This window comes from Streptomyces sp. NPDC004647 (assembly GCF_040609575.1).
Taxonomy (GTDB): Bacteria; Actinomycetota; Actinomycetes; order Streptomycetales; family Streptomycetaceae; genus Streptomyces.
In genome coordinates, this window is sequence record NZ_JBEXKU010000087.1 from 1 (window position 1) to 16,975 (window position 16,975).

Sequence of the window (16,975 nt, forward strand, 5' to 3'; positions counted from 1 at the left end):
GTCGGCGGGGCCCGTACGGGCCCCGCCCCCTGGGTCAGTTGTGCACGTACAGATGGACACTGCCGCCGTGCATCCGTTCCACGGCCTCCCGGTGGAACAGGTCCGAGAGCACGTCCTGCTTCACCCGCTCCCCCGCATCCCGGAACACCCGCCGCTGGTCGGAGTCCTCCCGGTCCAGGAGCCACACCCGCTGCTCCCTCGAGAGGGCGTCCCGCAGCCTGCTCGGCGGCAGTTCGGTGCCGGACAGCGTGGCCGACTTCCCCGGCGGCTCGGCCAGCGCCACATCGCGTAGCCCCGCGAAGGCCTCCGGGTAGGCGACGGCAGCCTTCCGCCGCGTGCCCGAGAGGAACAGCACGGCGTCGCCGGGCTTCGAGTCGTTCCGCACCACCTGTGCGATCGGCCGCAGATCGTCCAGCCGGCTCTCCGAGGACCGTACGAACCGCTGCGCGCCCAGCTGACCGCCGAGCACCAGGGACACCACCAGCGCTCCCGCCACCAGCATCGCGCTGTGCCAGAGCAGCAGCGAGGTCAGCCGGTCGATGCCGGACGCGACGAGCAGGGACAGCCCCGGCAGCGCGTACAGCACGTACCGCTGGTCGTAGAGCGGCTGCACCTGGGACACCGCGATCAGCAGCGCGGGCGGTACGAGGAGCAGTGGCAGCGCGACGGTGGCGAGCGAGAGCCGGGGCACGTCCAGGGCCCGGCGCCGGGGCGCCAACAGCGCGCCCGCGGCAAGCAGCAGGACCACGCAGGCGATCCAGCCGGACGGACCGGCGAAGGCACGTACGAGCCGGGTCACGGCGTCCCAGCCGGGCACGGTGATCCAGGCGATCGCCTCCCCCTGGCTGCGCGCCACCCAGGCGATCGGCGCCACGACGGCGACCGCGAAGGCCGCGGACAGGCTCCAGAGCCGCCATTCGCGCGCTCTGGCACGGGCCGCGAGCAGGGTCGCGGCGTGCGCGGGGAGCAGGAACAGGGCGAACGCGTGCAGCAGCGCGGTCGCCGCCGCGGCCAGTGCGTACAGCCGCCACCAGCGCGGTTGCCCGGTTTCGCAGCCGCGCACCAGAAAGTACGTGGTCGTGACGGCACCGGCGACAACGAGGGCGTACGAGCGGCCCTCCTGCGCGTACAGGCTGACCACCGGAACGACGGCGAAGAGCATCCCGGCCACCAGCCCGACCCGGGGCCCGGCCAGCCGGGCCCCGATGGCCGCGACGACGGCGGCGGACCAGGACATGGCCAGCACGGAGGGGAGCCGCAGCATCAGTTCGTCCGCGCGCAGCGCGAGCACACCGTGCATCAGGAGGTAGTAGAGCCCGTGGACGGCGTCGAGGTTCTGGAGCAGGTGCCAGAGTTCTGCCGGGGTGCGGCGGGCCGCTGCCCAGGTGGTGGCCTCGTCACCCCACAGACCGCGGTTGCCCAGACCCCACAGCCCCAGGACCGCCATGGTGGCGGCCGGGATCAGCAGGGTCGCGACGGGCGTCCGGCGCTCCATCGGAACGGACCGGAGTGGGATCTTCACCTCGGTTGTGACCATCGACGAACTCCTGTTTCCTCGCGCTGTCCGGTCTTTGGTTCGGCATCAGCCGTGTTTCGCTTGATCGGCCGTCCGACCGGCGTGCGCCCCGTTCCGCGCGCCGCTCCGCACGCCCTCCCGCGCGCCGCCGGGCGCTCCGGTCCGTACGCCGTCCCGTCCCTGTGTCCGTCCCTGGGTCCGTACGTCGGTCCGTACGTGAGTGCGTACGTCGGTCCGTAAGCCGTCGCGGACGTGCAGGGCGACCGTGCCGCTGCGCACCCGCGCGGCGGAGACCTCGGTGAAGTGCTCGCGAAGCGCGGTGAGTTTGGCCTGCTCACGGCGGCTCCCCCGGAACCACGGCTGATCCTCGACACCGGGGACGGCCACCACCCACACCCTGTCGGCACCGCCCAGCCGCTCCCGGAGCTCGCCGGGCTGCACCTCGCGGCCCTCGAGGGTGCCGGAGGGGGCAACGGGCGCACTCAGCGCGAGGTCCCGCCGTCCGGCGAAGTCCCGCGGGTAGGCGAGCGCGACGCGCCGCTGGTGGGAGGGCACGAAGAGGAGCGCGTCCCCGGGCCGGGTCTCCTCGCGCACGAGAGCCGCGACCGCCGCCAGGTCGTCCTGGCGACCGGCCGGCTGCCGGGCCCGCTCGTGCAGCGGAAGCTGCCAGAGGAACGCGGCGCCGACTGCGGCCGCCCCGGCGAGCGCGACAGGCCGCTGCCGCCGGAGCAGGCGCAGCGGGCGCACGCCCCGCAGGAGCGCCTCCGCGCCCGCGGCCACGAGCAGCGGCACCCCGGCGAGCGCGAAGAGCACATAGCGGTCCACGAAGAGCGGCTCCCAGCGGGAGACGGCGAGCAGCAGGACGGGCGGCACGACGGCCAGCGGGAGGGCTACGGCCACCGGGCCGAGGAAGCCGTCCCGCGGCAGCGGGCGGATGAGGGCGGCGGCGATCAACAACAGGTTGACGGCGAGGACGAGCCCGCTGGGACCGGCGAAGTCGTACAGCAGAGCCACGGCGTCCCGGCGGCCCGACGCCCTGATCCAGGAGACCTGGCCGTCCTGCCGCCGCGAGAGGACCACCAGGGGCAGCAGCACCGCGACCGTGGCACCGGCCGCGGCGGCCCAGCACCGGCGGGTCCGCGGCGGGACACGGGAAGCCAGCAGGGTGACGGCGTGAGCCGCGAGCAGCAGAACGGCGAACTCGTGCAGGAGCGCGGTGACGGCGGTGGCGGCGCCGTACGCGGCCCAGCGGCGCGCCGAGCCGTACTCGACGGCCCGGACCAGGAGCAGGGTGGCGAGGGCGGCGCCCGCGGCGACCAGGGCGTACGAGCGGCCTTCCTGGGCGTAGCGGCTGACGATGGGGGTGCCGGCGTAGAGCAGCCCGGCCCAGAGGCCGGCCCGCGGCCGGATCAGCCGGCGGCCGAGGGCCCCGACGAGCCCGGCGGTGCAGACCGCGGCGAGCAGGGACGGCAGCCGCAGGGTCACCTCGTCGGGCCTGGCCGCGAGGACGGCGTGCATCAGCAGGTAGTACAGGCCGTGGACCGCGTCCACGCCGCCCAGCAGCTGCCACATCTGGGGCAGCGTGCGCTGCGCCGCCTGGAAGGTGGTGGCCTCGTCGCGCCACAGCGTGCCGCGGTCCAGGCCCCACAGCCCGGTGCCGAGCATGGCGGCGGCCGGGACGAGTACGGCCATGACCGCCGCGGTGCCTCGGCGGGCGCGGCGCGGGTACCGCCGGACGGGGGCGGGTGGCGCGAGCGCCGGGAGAGGTTGGTCGGGTTGCGGCAGCGAAGGAATCGCAGTGCGCATGCCCTGATTTTTAGGTGTTTCCCACACAAAACACGGTATTGACCTGCCGACAGTCCCGCGGTGGGCCGACGCATCCGCCCACCGCCGTCCGGCCACCGAGGGCCCGGCCGGCCAACGCAACCGTATGGACTGAAATAGACTCTTTTGTCATATGGCAGCAGAAGCGCACCCGACACCGTCCGCGGCGCAGGTGAGCGTGATAGTGATCGGCTACAACGACGCCGAGCACATCGCGGACGCGGTGCTGTCCGCCCTGAGCCAGGGCACGGCCGTGGCCCAGGTCATCGCGGTCGACGACGCGTCCACCGACGCCACCGCCGAGGTCCTGGACGATTTGGCGGTCCGCTTCGCCCGCCTCCGCGTCGTCCGCCGTACCTCCAACAGCGGAGGCTGCGGCTCCCCCCGCAACGACGGGCTGCGGCGCGCCACCGCCCCGTATGTGATGTTCCTGGACAGCGACGACGTGCTCGAGCGGGGGGCCGTGGACGCCCTGCTCACCGCCGCCGTACGGCATGGCGCACCGGTCGTCGCCGGGGCGTGCACCCGTCGCGAGCTGCCCGACGGGCGCGATGTCCGCTGGCAGCGGGCGCTCTTCCTCCAGGAGGCGGTGCACGACTCCCCCGCGGAGCTGCCGCGCCTGGTCCGCGACACCCTGTGCGTCAACAAGCTCTACGCCCGCTCCTTCCTGGCCGAGCACGGCATCGCCTTCCCCGAAGGCGCCTTCCGCTACGAGGACTTCGTCTTCACTGCCGAGGTGCTGGCCGCCGCCCCGCGCATCGCGCTCATCCCCGACACCGTCTACATCTGGCATGTGCGCCGCTCCGCCGCGCGGCCCTCGATCTCCCTCGACCGCGCCGGTGCCGATGCCGGCAACTGGCGCAGCCGCCTGGAGGCCCACCGCCGCGCCGTCGAGGTCTTCGAGGAAGCCGGGCAGAAGCAGCTGGCGCACGCCACCCGGGTGAAGTTCCTCGACTACGACCTGCGGATGTACGCGCGCGAGCTGGCCGGCCGGAGCCCCGGCCACCGCGCCGAGTGGTGGCGGCTCACGCGCGAGCACCTGGCCGCCTTCGACGAGTCCGAACTGCTGGCCGCCCGCGCCCCGGCACGCTGGCTCGCCCGCGTCGTCTCGGCCGCCGAGAGCCCCCGCGACCTGGAGCGGCTGACCGAACTGGCGGGCCGCCCGGCGCGGCTGCTGCCGCCGTACGCGCGCGTGGGCGGGGTCCCGGTGTGGGACACGGACCTGCCCGAGGTGGTCCTGGACCGGATGGACAGCAAGCCGCTGCACCGGCTGCCGGTCAGCATCGACGCCGAGCCGTACGTGGGTGCGGGCTCCCGGAGGCTGCTGATCCGGGTGCACGAGCTGTACGGCCGGCTGGCCGCCGCGGGCCCGCGGACCGTGGATCTCGAGCTGCGGCACCGGGAGGACGGCCGCCTGGGGCTGACCCGGGACGCCGTACTCAACCCGAAAGGCTCCTCCTGGACCGCCGAGATCCTGCTCGACCTGGACGCCCTGGCCGCCGCCCGGGACACCGGCAGCGGATCGGGGCCGGACGTGTGGGACGTGCGTGTGCGGGTGCGCTGCGCGGACGGCTCCTCGCTCTACACGGGGGTCAGGGCCGCCGGCCCCGGGCTGCGTCGTACCGCGGTCCCGGACCGGCACCGAGGTGTGCTGCTGGTCCATCCGTACGCCACGGCGGGCGGCTCGCTCGCCGTCCGGATCGCCCCCGGCCCCCGGGCTGCGGCCGCCGTGGTGGCCCGTAAGCTGCGACGCCTGGCCGGCCGCCGTCGTTGACCGACCAGAGACCGACCAGAGACCGACAAGCTGACTGTGGGGGACCGCGTGTCTTTCTTGATCACCGGTGGCGCCGGGTACATCGGCGCCCATGTCGTACGTTCCATGACCCTGGCGGGAGAGCGGGCCGTGGTGCTCGACGACCTCTCCACGGGCGACGCGGCGCGGGTCCCGGACGGCGTCCCGCTGGTCGTCGGCTCCACACTCGACCGGGCACTGCTGGACCGCACGATCGCGGAGCACGGCATCACCGGAGTGGTCCACCTGGCCGCGAAGAAGCAGGTCGGCGAGTCGGTCGAGCAGCCGCTGCGCTACTACCGGGAGAACGTCCACGGCCTGGAGACCCTGCTGGGCGCGGTGGTCGCGGGCGGCGTGCGGAGCTTCGTCTTCTCCTCCTCGGCCGCCGTGTACGGCATGCCGGACACCGATCTGGTCACCGAGGACACCCCGTGCGTGCCACTGAGCCCGTACGGCGAGACCAAGCTGGCCGGCGAGTGGCTCGTACGCGCCACCGGGCGCGCTCACGGCCTCGCCACCGCGTGCCTGCGCTACTTCAACGTGGCGGGCGCCGCCACCCCGGAGCTCGCCGACACCGGCGTATTCAACCTCGTCCCGATGGTCTTCGAGAAGCTCACCGCGGGCGAGGCGCCCCTGGTCTTCGGCGATGACTACCCGACCCCGGACGGCACGTGCGTTCGCGACTACATCCACGTCGAGGACCTGGCGGAGGCGCATCTGGTGGCCGCCCGCCGCCTCGCGGAGCCGGGCCGGCCGGGTGACCTGACGGTCAACATCGGCCGCGGCGAGGGCGTTTCGGTTCACGAGATGGTCGGCCTCATCGCCGACACCACCGGCCGTACCGACCTCGCCCCGCGGATCACCGCCCGCCGCCCCGGCGACCCGGCCCGGGTCGTGGCCTCCGCCGAGCTGATCGCCAAGGAGCTGGGCTGGCAGGCCCGCCGCGATGTCCCCGAGATGGTCCGCTCGGCCTGGGACGGATGGTGCCTGCACCATCCCGAGGCGCACCGCGACTGAGCGGGAACAGACCCGGCTCTCGTCGAGAACGTCGGGGGCGGCCCGGGGCAGTCTGGGGCGTGCGGGGGCGGCCGGGGGCGTGCGCCGGGAGGACCGAGCCTGCCCGGCACCCCGCACGTCGGCCGGTCCCTGGACCAGGGGGCGGCCCCCCGCGCCACCGCCGCCCCTGCGATGCTGGTGACGTGACGCGCACACCCGCCCTCCCGGAACCCATATCGGCCGACCCGCCCGGTCCCGAGGCGAATCCGCTGCTCACCCAGTCCTGGCTGGACCTGACGTTCCTCCACTGGGCCGTGGACCCGGCCGATGTGGCGCCCCTGCTGCCGGCCGGGACCGTTCCCGACACGCTCGACGGCGTCACCTACGTCGGCCTGGTCGCCTTCCGCATGCATCGCGTCGGGTGGTTCCGCCTCCCCGGCATCCCCTACCTGGGCACGTTCCCCGAGACCAACGTCCGCCTCTACTCGGTGGACTCCCACGGGCGGCGCGGCGTGGTCTTCCGCTCGCTCGACGCCTCCCGGCTGATCCCGGTGGCGGTCGCGCGAGCCGCCTTCCGGCTGCCCTACCTGTGGTCCCGGATGGCCATCCGCCATGACGGCGACGCCGTCAGCTACACCAGTACGCGACGCTGGCCGGGGCCGCGGGGCGCGCACAGCCGGATCACCGTACGGATCGGCGAGCGCATCGAGGATCCCACTGAGCCGGAGCACTTCCTGACCGCGCGCTGGGGCATGCACAACGCTTTCCTCGGGAGGCCGGTGTATCTGCCGAACACCCACCCGCGCTGGCCCCTGCACCGAGCCGAGCTGCTCGAGTGCAACGAATCCCTGGTGGCGGCGGCAGGGCTGGCCGGGCCGCTCGGAGAGCCGGTGAGCGTGCTGTACTCACCGGGCGTGCCGGTCCGCTTCGGGCGCCCCGCCCGCCCCGGCGGCATCCCGACCCCCTGACCCGTTCTCGTTCGTGCCCGTCCACGCCTGCCCCCCGCGTCCACGCCTGCGCCCCCGCGCGCGTACGCCCATGGGACGGCCCCGTCACCGCTCCAGGAACGCGAACAGCTCCTCCCAGCGGCGGACGACCTCCCCCGTCGAGTAGCGCTGCACATTCACCCGGCCCGCCTCGCCCATCCGGTCCCGCAGCGCCTTGTCGGACATCAACATGTCCAGCCGGCGGGCGAGTTCGCTGGTGTTGCCCGGGGCGGCGAGGAGCCCGTCCTCGCCGTCGCGGACGATTTCGTGCACACCGGGCGCGCAGTCGAAGGCCGCGCACGGCACAGCCATGGCCATCGCCTCCATCAGCGCGAGCGGGAACCCCTCCCCCCGCGAGGACTGGACGAACACGGAGCCACCCCGCAGGGCGCCCGGCACATCGGCCGTACTGCCCATCCACTCCACCGAGCCGTCCAGGCCCAGCGCGGCGCACTGCTTGTGCAGCATCTCCTCGTCCTCGCCGGAGCCGTAGATCCGCAGCGTCCAGTCCGGGTGCAGCGGCGCGGCCTCGGACCAGGTGTCGAGCAGCATGTCGATGCCCTTCTGGTCCATCAGCCGGCCGATGCTGGTCACCACCCTCTCCGTGCGCGGCGAGGGCTCCTCGGGCAGATACGGCAGCGGGTTCGGCATGAAGCCGGTGTTGTCGAGCCCCTGCCGGATCCACAGGTCCGCGTCCTCCCGGGTGAGGACGAGCATCCGGTCGACGTCCTTGTAGAACTCCTTCACCCGGCGGAAACGGGAGCTTCCGCGGGAGTACTCGTACGACTCGTGGCTCATCCCGATGACCGTCGCCCCGGCGGTGTCGGCCAGGGCCACCCACTCCATCGCCCAGACCTGGGTGACGATCACCACCGCACCGGGCCCCGCGGCCCGGAACAGCGCGCTGAGCCTCCCGGCCTGCTCCAGCATCCCGGCCACGCGCGCACTGCGGCGGCGCTGCTCCACGACGTTGAGCCTGCCCCTGAGGCCGCGCAGGGAGCGGACCTTCGGCGGGGGCTCCTCGTACAGCGTGGTCGTCGGGTAGGGCGGCTCGCCACCGAGGTCCTGCGGTACGTCGGAACCGGAGATGCCGATGACCCGCACGCGGTGGCCGCGCTCGGTGAACAGCCGGGCCATCTGGTGCGACCAGGTCGTGACCCCGCCGAGTTCGTCGATGCTGTTGGAGACGAAGAAGATGTCACGGCGGTCCGCCGCGGCGGCCGGCCCGGTCACCTGACGCTCCCCGGGGTGAAGAAGGTGTTCACGAGGGTGGGGGCGGCGTCGCCGCGGTCGTACTCGCCGAACTCCGCCACGAAGCGGCGGCGTGCTTCGGCGTACTCGGTGTCGGCGGCCTTGAACTTCGCGACGGCGGCGAAGAGTTCGTCCTCGGTGGCGGCCACCGGGCCGGGCGCCCTGTCCAGCAGGTCGAAGTACGTGCCGCGGCTCTCGCGCGCGTACTCCTCCCAGTCGTAGGCGAAGAAGATCATCGGCCGGTCGAGGAGCGCGTAGTCGAACAGCACCGAGGAGTAGTCCGTGATCAGCCCGTCCGCGAGGGCGAGCAGCGGCGTGATGTCGTGCTGGTCGGTGACATCGAGGACCGTGCCGTGCACCGAGGGCGGCAGCACCACACGGTTCAGATAGTGCGAGCGGATCATCAGCACGTACCGGTCGCCGAAACGGCGGGCGAACTCCTCGACATCGAAGGGCAGTTCGAAGCTGCGCACCTGGCCGTCGGCGCCGCTGCGGAAGGTCGGCGCGTACAGCAGCACCAGGCGGTCCCCGGGAATGTCCAGCTCGGCGGCGAGCGGCCCGCGTTCGCGGACCTCGGAGGTGTCCTCTCTCCGGCGGGCCGCGACGAGCTCGTCATTGCGCGGATAGCCGGTGCGCAGCAGCACGCCGTCCCCCAGCCGGAAGGCCTTGGCCAGCGTGCGGACGTCGTGTTCGGAGCGGATCAGGAAGTGGTCGAAGCGGTCCAGGACGCGCTGGTACTCCTCCTGCTCGGGGCGGCTGAGCAGCTTGTAGCGGGGCTCGTCGAACCCCATGCGCTTCAGCGCGGAACCGTGCCAGGTCTGGATATAGGTCGTCTCCGGGCGCTTGCCGAGCTTCAGCGGGAAGCCCTGGTTGTCGATCCAGAACTCCGCCTGCGCCAGCGCCCGCAGATACGGCCAGCTCCAGCGGCGTACGAGGGTGGCGTCCTCGGGAAAGCCCTCGGCCCGCATCCCTGCATAGGACCAGACCGGCTCGAACTGCACGCCCTGGCGGCGCATTTCCTCGTAGATCGCCCGGGGGCTGTCGCTGTACTGCTTGCCGAGGTGGCTCTCGAAGACCACCAGCCCCTTGCGGACCGGCAGCTTCCGGAACACCGCATGGTACGTACGGATCTTGGTGTCGCTGGAGTTGAGGGTGCGCTTGGCTTTCCGGACCTTGCGGACGCTCGCCTTCACGAGGTCTCCGGCGCGGCCCGCCACGGCGCTGTCGACGATCTCACTCGCGCGGATCGCGGCCCGCCCCTGGGCGGTCAGCCGGAAGGCGAGATGGCCGCGCCGGGAGATCACCGGCTCGAGGCGGTCGCCGGCGAGCCGGGTGAGCCGGGGGCGCACATGCAGCGGCCGCGCCTGGTCGAGGGCGAGACCGCCGACGCTGAGCCGGGTCCTCAGCCGCTCGCCGTCGACGTCCAGGATCAGCCGTACGTCCCACACGGCGTCGATCACCCCGAGCGGGCGCAGCCGCCGGGCCAGATCGGCCTGGGCGGTCCAGTCGAGACGGTCGCCGGCGTGCCGCAGCGACTCCAGCGGGAAGTGGAAGGTCTGCAGGCTGCGGCGGCGGGCCCGGAACTCCAACCGGCCACGCACGCGTGCGTCGGGCGCGATCCGGCCGAGCGGGTTGACGACACTGCCGGACATCCGGACGGTGCCGCGGCCGTCGTCGGCGTAGCCGGTGAGCCGGTTGCGCAGGAACATCGTGCCGAGGGTCCGGGTGTGGTAGCCGACGTCGGTGACATCGAGGACGCGGCGGCCCTCGGGGTCGTCCAGATGGTCGGCACACCAGTAGATCCGGCCGTCGCGTTCGGCGAGGGGGGAGGAGATCTTGTCGCGGTTGACCAGGGTGTCGGCAGCGGGCAGGAGGTTGTCCCAGTCCTCGCGGGCCAGGAGGTAGGCGCAGATGGCCTGGATGGGCTGGGCCTCGCCGTAGGCCTCCTGGTCGATCCCGGCGAGGTAGGCGCCGGCGAGCAGGGCGAACCGGCGGCGGTACTCCTCGTCCAGCAGCGGCAGATCGCGCAGATGCAGCACCAGGTCGTGCTTGAGGAACTTGACGTCCTTGCGGAACCTCAGCTCGCGCAGCCCCCGCTGCTCGAGCAGCTCGTCGATGCGGCGGTGGATCTCCATCCGGTGCGCGAAGTTGGCGATCTCGTGGCGGCGGTTGCTGATGGACTTCGCGCCGGTCTTCTCCACGACGTTCCAGAAGTAGACCCGGTTGGGGATCAGGGCGATGCGCGTCGCGGCGAGATAGGCCTGCGCGGAGAAGAGCAGGTCCTCGTAGTGGATGCCGACCGGGAAGAGCAGATTCCGCTCCAGCAGGAAGTCCCGGCGGTAGCACTTGTTGGTGGAGAGGGTGTCGAAGACCAGCAGGTCGGGAAGTTCGGAGACCGACTCGAGGGTGCGGCCGGCGGAGTAGAGCCAGGGGTACCAGTCGACGGTCTTCCGGTAGCGGCTGTCGACATAAACCCGGATGCACATCCCGGAGACGAGGTCCGCGCCCGTGCGCTCGGCCGCTTCCAGCATGTTGCGGCAGGCGTTGCGTTCCAGCTCGTCGTCGCTGTCCACGAACATCACATAGCGCCCGCGGGTCTCGCCGACCCCGTGGTTGCGGGGGGCGCCGCAGCCGCCGCTGTTCCGGGGCAGCCGGAAGGCCCGCACACGGTCCGGGTGGGCGGAGGCCAGCTCCTGGGCGACGGCGTACGAACTGTCGGTACTGCAGTCGTCGACGATCACGACCTCGACGGACCGGAGCGTCTGGCCGAGCACCGAGTGCACGGCGGTGGGGAGCCGGTCGGCGTCGTTGTAGACGATCACGACCACCGACACATCGGGGCCCGGCCGCTGATTCCCGGTCTTCTCCATCCGCCCCTCCAAGCAACCCGAAGCTTTCCGGCGACATCATAGTAATTACCGGGAATACCCGACTCAGACTCCTCAACCCGCAGCAAAAGGCATGGGGCCGTCCGAGTGGCGGTGTAAACAGAGGCCCGCCGGTGACCGGCGCCGGACCGGCGGATCACCCCGGCCGAGCTGCCCCGCCGAGCTGCCCCGCCTGCCCCGCCTGCCCCGCCTGCCCCGCGGCATACGGAAGGGGGCGCCCGGACCAGGTCCGGGCGCCCCCTTCGTACGCCTACACGCCGCACGCTCACGGCATATCGCGCCGCCTACTGATGCGTGTGCAGCATGGTCCGCATCGTCCGCATCGCCACCGACAGATTCGCGAGGTCGAAGGCGTCCGAGCTCTGGATCTCCTCCAGGGTGGTACGGGCCCGCCCCAGGATCGCCGCGTTCTTCCGCTCCCACGTCGCGAAGCGCTGCTCCGGCGTCGAGCCGCCGTTGCCCACCGTGAGGATGTCGGAGGTGAGGGCGGCATGGGCGGCGTACAGATCCTCGCGGATCGCGGCACGGGCCATCGACTGCCACCGGTCGGAGCGTGGCAGTTCGACGATCCGGTCCATCAGCCGGCTGATGGACAGCCGGTCGGCCAGGTCGTAGTAGACCTCGGCGACATCCACCGGCGCCTTGCCCGCCCGGTCGGCGATCGCGACGATGTCGAGCGCCGGGAAGGCCGAGGAGAAGCCCGAGACGCGCTGCGCCAGCTCTCCCGGCACCCCTACCGCGGTCAGCTCGTCGAAGATGGTCTGGTACCACTCCAGGTCGGAGCCCTTGAGGAGCTTGGGCAGCTGGGCCCAGACGCCCTCGACGCGCTCGGCGAAGAACTCGACGGTCTCGGCGAGCCGCAGCGGCTGCGGCCGGTTGTTGAGCAGCCAGCGCGTGCAGCGCTCGACCAGCCGCCGCGAGTGCAGCCGGATCCGGGTCTGCACCGCCGCGTCGACCTTGTTGTCGAGCGCCTCGACCTCGTCCCACACACCGCCGAGCCCGAAGATGGCGCGCGCCGCGGTCTGGGCTCGGACGATCTCCTCCGTGGAGGCGCCGCTCTCCTCGCGCAGACGGTGCAGGAACGTCGTACCGGCGCTGTTGACCGTGTCGTTGACCAGGACGGTCGTCACGATCTCGCGGCGCAGCGCGTGGTTGTCGATGTGCTCCACGAAGCGCTCGTTCAGCGCCTTCGGGAAGTACGCGTGCAGCAGCCGCTGGAGGTACGGGTCGTCCGGCAGATCGGTGGTGATCAGCTCCTCGGCGACCGTGATCTTGAGGTAGGCGAGGAGCACCGCCAGCTCCGGCTGGGTCAGGCCCCGCCCGGAACCGAGCCGCTCGCGGATCTGCCGGTCGGTCGGCAGGAACTCCAGGTCACGGTCCAGGCGTCCGTCCCGCTCCAGGCGCCGGATGAAGCGCTGGTGGGCGTGGAGCAGGCTGGGCGCCTGGGCGACGGCGTTGGCCAGCGCGATGTTCTGCGCGTAGTTGTTGCGCAGCACCAGCGCGCCGACCTCGTCGGTCATCTCCGCGAGCAGCTTGTTGCGCTGCTTGACGGTCATGTCGCCGTCCTCGACGACCTTGTTGAGCAGGATCTTGATGTTCACCTCGTGGTCGGAGGTGTCCACACCGGCGCTGTTGTCGATCGCGTCGGTGTTGATCTTTCCTCCCGCACCGCCGGGCCCACCGCTCCGGGCGAACTCGATCCGGCCGAGCTGGGTCAGACCCAGGTTTCCGCCCTCGCCGACGACCTTGACCCGCAGATCCTGGCCGTCCACCCGGATCGCGTCATTGGCCTTGTCGCCGACGTCCGCGTGCGTCTCGGTCGAGGCCTTGACGTACGTCCCGATGCCGCCGTTCCACAGCAGGTCCACCGGGGCCTTGAAGATGGCCTTCATCAGGTCCGCCGGGGTCATCTTGGAGACCCGGCCCTCGATGCCGAGCGCCTCGCGGACCTGGGCGCTGACCGGAATGGCCTTGGCGCTGCGCGGGTGGATGCCGCCGCCCTGCGAGATCAGCGAGGTGTCGTAGTCGGCCCAGGAGCTGCGCGGCAGCTCGAACAGGCGGCGCCGCTCGGCGTACGAGGTGGCCGCGTCCGGGTTGGGGTCGAGGAAGATGTGCCGGTGGTCGAAGGCGGCGACCAGCCGGATGTGCTCGGAGAGCAGCATGCCGTTGCCGAACACGTCACCGGACATGTCGCCGACGCCGACGACGGTGAAGTCCTGGGTCTGCGTGTCGTGGCCGAGCTCGCGGAAGTGCCGCTCGACCGACTCCCAGGCGCCGCGGGCGGTGATGCCCATGCCCTTGTGGTCGTAGCCCGCGGAGCCGCCGGAGGCAAACGCGTCGCCGAGCCAGAAGCCGTAGGCGACGGCGACCTCGTTGGCGATGTCGGAGAACGTGGCGGTGCCCTTGTCCGCGGCGACGACCAGGTACGTGTCGTCCTCGTCGTGGCGGACGACGTCCTTGGGGTGCACGACCTCGCCGCCGACCAGGTTGTCGGTGATGTCGAGCAGACCCGAGATGAAGGTCTTGTAGCAGGCGATTCCCTCGGCCAGCCATGCGTCGCGGTCCTGCGACGGGTCCGGCAGCCGCTTCCCGACGAAACCGCCCTTCGCGCCGACCGGCACGATCACGGTGTTCTTGACCATCTGCGCCTTGACCAGGCCCAGGATCTCCGTACGGAAGTCCTCACGGCGGTCGGACCAGCGCAGTCCGCCGCGCGCGACCTTGCCGAAGCGCAGGTGCACGCCCTCGACGCGGGGCGAGTAGACCCAGATCTCGTACGCCGGGCGGGGCGCGGGGAGGTCCGGGATGGCCTGCGGGTCCAGCTTGAGCGAGAGGTAGCTGTGCGGCGTACCGGTCGTGTCACCCAGCCGGCTCGCCGCAGTGCCGCCGCCGTTGACGCTCTTGGCCGCCCCGTTGCTTCCCTCGCCGGTGCTCCGGCCCGTTCCGTTGCCTCCCGCGCCCGCGCCCGGGGTCACCCCGTTGCTCACGCCTGCGCTCTGACTCTGGAAGTAATTGGTACGCAGAGTGGCCTTGATGACGGTGAGGAAGGAGCGCAGGATCCGGTCCTCGTCCAGACTGGCGACCAGGTCCAGGGCCGCGTCCAGCTCCTCCAGCAGGGCGTCGGTCAGCTCCAGGCCGGCCCGCTGGCGCTCCGGGGACATCCTGGCCTCGAAGAGGCTGACCAGCAGCCGGGTGGTGTGGACGTTGTTGCGGAGGGTGTCCTCCATGTAGTCCTGGCTGAAGGTGGAGCCGGCCTGACGGAGGTACTTGGCGTAGGCGCGGAGCACCATCGCCTGGCGCCAGGTCAGCCCCGCGCCGAGCACCAGGGAGTTGAAGTTGTCGTTCTCCGCCTGGCCCGTCCAGACGGCGGCGAAGGCGTCCTGGAACCGCTCGCGCGCGTCGTCGGCCAGGTAGTCACCGCCGTTCTTCGTCGGAGCGGTGGGCATCCGCAGCCCGAAGTCGTAGATCCACGCGCTGGTGCCGTCGGTGCAGCGCAGCTCGTACGGCCGCTCGTCGACGACCTCGACGCCGAGCCGGCTGAGGACCGGCAGGACCGCGGAGAGCGAAACCTGCTCGCCGGTGCGGTAGATCTTGAAGCGGCGCTCACCGGGGCTCGCGCCCACCGGCTCGTACAGGCTGAGCTCGAAGTCCCGCGCGCCGCCCGCCGGGGTCAGATGTTCGAGGTGCTGGAGATCGGAGACCGCGCTGCGCGGGGAGTAGTCCGCCTTGTAGCCCTCCTCGAACGCATGGGCGTACCGGCGCGTGAGGTCGGCGGCGCGCTCCTCTCCCACCTCGGCGTTGAGCGCCTCGGCGAAGCCGTCCTCCCAGGAGCGGGCGGCCTCGGCGAGCCGGGCCTCGATGCGCTCCACATCGGACTCGGTGAGGTCGGGCAGCTCCGTGCCGGGCTGGACGCGCACCACGAAGTGCAGCCGGGAGAGGACCGATTCGGTGTTCCAGGCGGTGAAGTCGACGCTGGTACCGCCGAGCTCCTCCTTGAGGATGGCGGTCAGCCGCTGCCGGACGGTGGTGTTGAACCGGTCCCGCGGAAGGTAGACGAGGGCGGAGTAGTAGCGGCCGTACTCCTCCTGGCGCAGGTAGAGCCGCAGCCGGCGGCGCTCCTGGAGGTACAGGACGCTGGTGACCGTGGAGCGCAGCTCGTCGACCGGGGTCTGGAACAGCTCGTCGCGCGGGTAGGTCTCCAGGATCTGCAGCAGGTCGCGGCCGTCGTGGCTGTCCGGAGTGAATCCGGCTGTCTTCAGCACCTCGGCGACCTTGCGGCGGATGACCGGGACGCGGCGTACGGACTCGGTGTACGCGGCCGAGGAGAACAGGCCGAGGAAGCGGCGCTCACCGACGACATTGCCCTGCTCGTCGAACTTCTTGACGCCGATGTAGTCGAGGTAGGACGGCCGGTGCACAGTGGCGCGGCTGTTGGCCTTGGTCAGCACGAGCAGGTTGTGTTCGCGGGCCTTGGCGCGGGCATCGGCCGGCAGCCGGTTGAAGGACGGCGAGACGGGGTGACCCGGCTCCTCCTTGTGCAGCGGGTCGGAGCGCAGAATGCCCAGGCCGGTGCCGGGGACGGCGGTGAGCACGTCCTCCTCGTCGCCGTTGGTGGGCTCGGTGGTCAGCTGATACTCACGGTAGCCGAGGAAGGTGAAGTGATCGTCGGCGAGCCAGCGCAGCAGCTCGCAGGCCTCCTCGGCATCCTGCTCCGGCAGATCGTCGGAGCGCGGCTCGGTGGGCAGCTGTTCCGCGATGCGCAGCGCGGCGTCGCGCATCTTCTCCCAGTCCTCTACGGCCTCGCGGGCGTCGGACAGGACGCGGAGCAGATCGGCGGTGATCTGCTTGAGGTCGGAGCGGTCGGTCTCCCGGTCGATCTCGACATGGATCCAGGACTCGGAGAACGCGTCGTGCGGCAGCTCGCCGGACTTGCGGGCGGAGCGGGCTTCGGGGCTGGAGTCGAGGACCTCGATCAGCTTGCCTGTGACATCGCGGCGGACGAGCATCTGGGGGTGGATCACGACGTGGATGCCACGGCCCTGCCGGGAGAGCTCATTGGTGACCGAGTCGACCAGGAAGGGCATGTCGTCGGTGACGACCTCGACGACGGTGTGGCTGCAGGTCCAGCCGTTCTCCTCGACGGTCGGGGTGTAGACCCGGACGTTCGCGGTGCCCTGCGGGCGGGATTCCGCCAGGCGGTAGTGGGAGAGCGCGGCACCCAGGATGTCGATCGGGTCGCGGCCCGTGAGGTCCTCCGGGGCCGTGTGCAGGTAGTAGCGCTGGAGGTACGTGGCGAGGCCCTCCGGGGTGAGGCCCTGAACCGGCTGTTGCCCGGCAGGGCTGTTCTCAGCTGCCCGGGCGGCCCGTGCGAGCAACTCGGCCTTGGCTTCGTCCAGCTTGGTCTGCATGTCCTCTGGCTCCTGTCGCGCGCCGTTGCGTGACGTTGGGGGCGAAACTGGCATCGCGCCGTCGACATATAGGCGTGTCCGGTCGAGTCGACGCTATGCCTCGATGAGAGATGACCGGGCCGTTATGCGCCATGTCCGCTATGCGAACCCGGTACGAGGGACCAGCGAGGGCCCGGGCACGGTGGCACTCCGGGCGAAGGGCGTGGGCTTCGCTGCCCACGCGTGGGCCCCTCCTCCCCGGGATGGGGGGAGGAGGGAATATCGCGCTGATCACGGGTCAAGGCTATCGTCCCTCCCCCCGGAGCCGTCATGAG

General features: G+C 71.7%; 8 protein-coding genes. 3 read left to right on the forward strand and 5 right to left on the reverse strand.

All coding sequences use genetic code 11. The features are described 5' to 3' along the window. Positions 1 to 34 precede the first annotated feature (34 nt). Together ABZW18_RS28760 and ABZW18_RS28765 are read right to left on the reverse strand one after the other, a co-directional pair. A complete protein-coding gene (locus ABZW18_RS28760; protein ID WP_356192940.1) occupies positions 35 to 1,537 on the reverse strand; it encodes a glycosyltransferase family 39 protein in 1,503 nt (500 codons plus the stop codon). Between the two features lie 45 nt (positions 1,538 to 1,582). After that, positions 1,583 to 3,322 (reverse strand): glycosyltransferase family 39 protein, encoded by a 1,740-nt coding sequence (locus ABZW18_RS28765; RefSeq protein ID WP_356192942.1) that lies wholly within the window; start codon positions 3,320 to 3,322, stop codon positions 1,583 to 1,585. A 151-nt stretch (positions 3,323 to 3,473) separates the two neighbouring features. Here ABZW18_RS28765 and ABZW18_RS28770 point away from each other — a divergent pair, with 151 nt between their 5' ends. The 3 genes from ABZW18_RS28770 to ABZW18_RS28780 all read left to right on the forward strand — a co-directional run bounded on the left by ABZW18_RS28770 (position 3,474) and on the right by ABZW18_RS28780 (position 7,096). After that, positions 3,474 to 5,114: a glycosyltransferase family 2 protein gene (locus ABZW18_RS28770; protein ID WP_356192944.1), complete on the forward strand. Its 1,641-nt coding sequence runs from the start codon at positions 3,474 to 3,476 to the stop codon at positions 5,112 to 5,114. A gap of 48 nt (positions 5,115 to 5,162) precedes the next feature. Further along, positions 5,163 to 6,149 (forward strand): UDP-glucose 4-epimerase GalE, encoded by a 987-nt coding sequence (galE, locus tag ABZW18_RS28775; protein WP_356192946.1) that lies wholly within the window; start codon positions 5,163 to 5,165, stop codon positions 6,147 to 6,149. Positions 6,150 to 6,331: 182 nt separating this feature from the next. After that, positions 6,332 to 7,096 carry a DUF2071 domain-containing protein gene (locus tag ABZW18_RS28780; RefSeq protein ID WP_356192949.1) on the forward strand — a complete coding sequence of 255 codons (765 nt, stop codon included), beginning with the start codon at positions 6,332 to 6,334 and terminating at the stop codon, positions 7,094 to 7,096. An 84-nt stretch (positions 7,097 to 7,180) separates the two neighbouring features. Here the strand turns inward: ABZW18_RS28780 and ABZW18_RS28785 are convergent, their stop codons facing one another. From ABZW18_RS28785 to ABZW18_RS28795, 3 genes are all read right to left on the reverse strand, one after another. Continuing rightward, positions 7,181 to 8,347: a glycosyltransferase gene (locus tag ABZW18_RS28785; protein ID WP_356192952.1), complete on the reverse strand. Its 1,167-nt coding sequence runs from the start codon at positions 8,345 to 8,347 to the stop codon at positions 7,181 to 7,183. Then, the gene (locus ABZW18_RS28790; RefSeq protein ID WP_356192954.1) at positions 8,344 to 11,235 is read right to left on the reverse strand and encodes a CDP-glycerol glycerophosphotransferase family protein; all 2,892 of its coding nucleotides are present in this window, start codon (positions 11,233 to 11,235) and stop codon (positions 8,344 to 8,346) included. The genes ABZW18_RS28785 and ABZW18_RS28790 overlap by 4 nt, the downstream gene beginning before the upstream one ends. Before the next feature lie 302 nt (positions 11,236 to 11,537). Continuing rightward, positions 11,538 to 16,661, reverse strand: a complete 5,124-nt coding sequence (locus tag ABZW18_RS28795) for an NAD-glutamate dehydrogenase (protein ID WP_356192956.1) — start codon at positions 16,659 to 16,661, stop codon at positions 11,538 to 11,540. Positions 16,662 to 16,975 lie beyond the last annotated feature (314 nt).

Coding starts and splice junctions, on each gene's coding strand:
- ABZW18_RS28760 (WP_356192940.1), bottom strand. CDS start 1,537: ATGGTCACAACCGAGGTGAAGATCCCACTCCGGTCCGTTCCGATGGAG.
- ABZW18_RS28765 (WP_356192942.1), bottom strand. CDS start 3,322: ATGCGCACTGCGATTCCTTCGCTGCCGCAACCCGACCAACCTCTCCCG.
- ABZW18_RS28770 (WP_356192944.1), top strand. CDS start 3,474: ATGGCAGCAGAAGCGCACCCGACACCGTCCGCGGCGCAGGTGAGCGTG.
- ABZW18_RS28790 (WP_356192954.1), bottom strand. CDS start 11,235: ATGGAGAAGACCGGGAATCAGCGGCCGGGCCCCGATGTGTCGGTGGTC.
- ABZW18_RS28795 (WP_356192956.1), bottom strand. CDS start 16,661: ATGCAGACCAAGCTGGACGAAGCCAAGGCCGAGTTGCTCGCACGGGCC.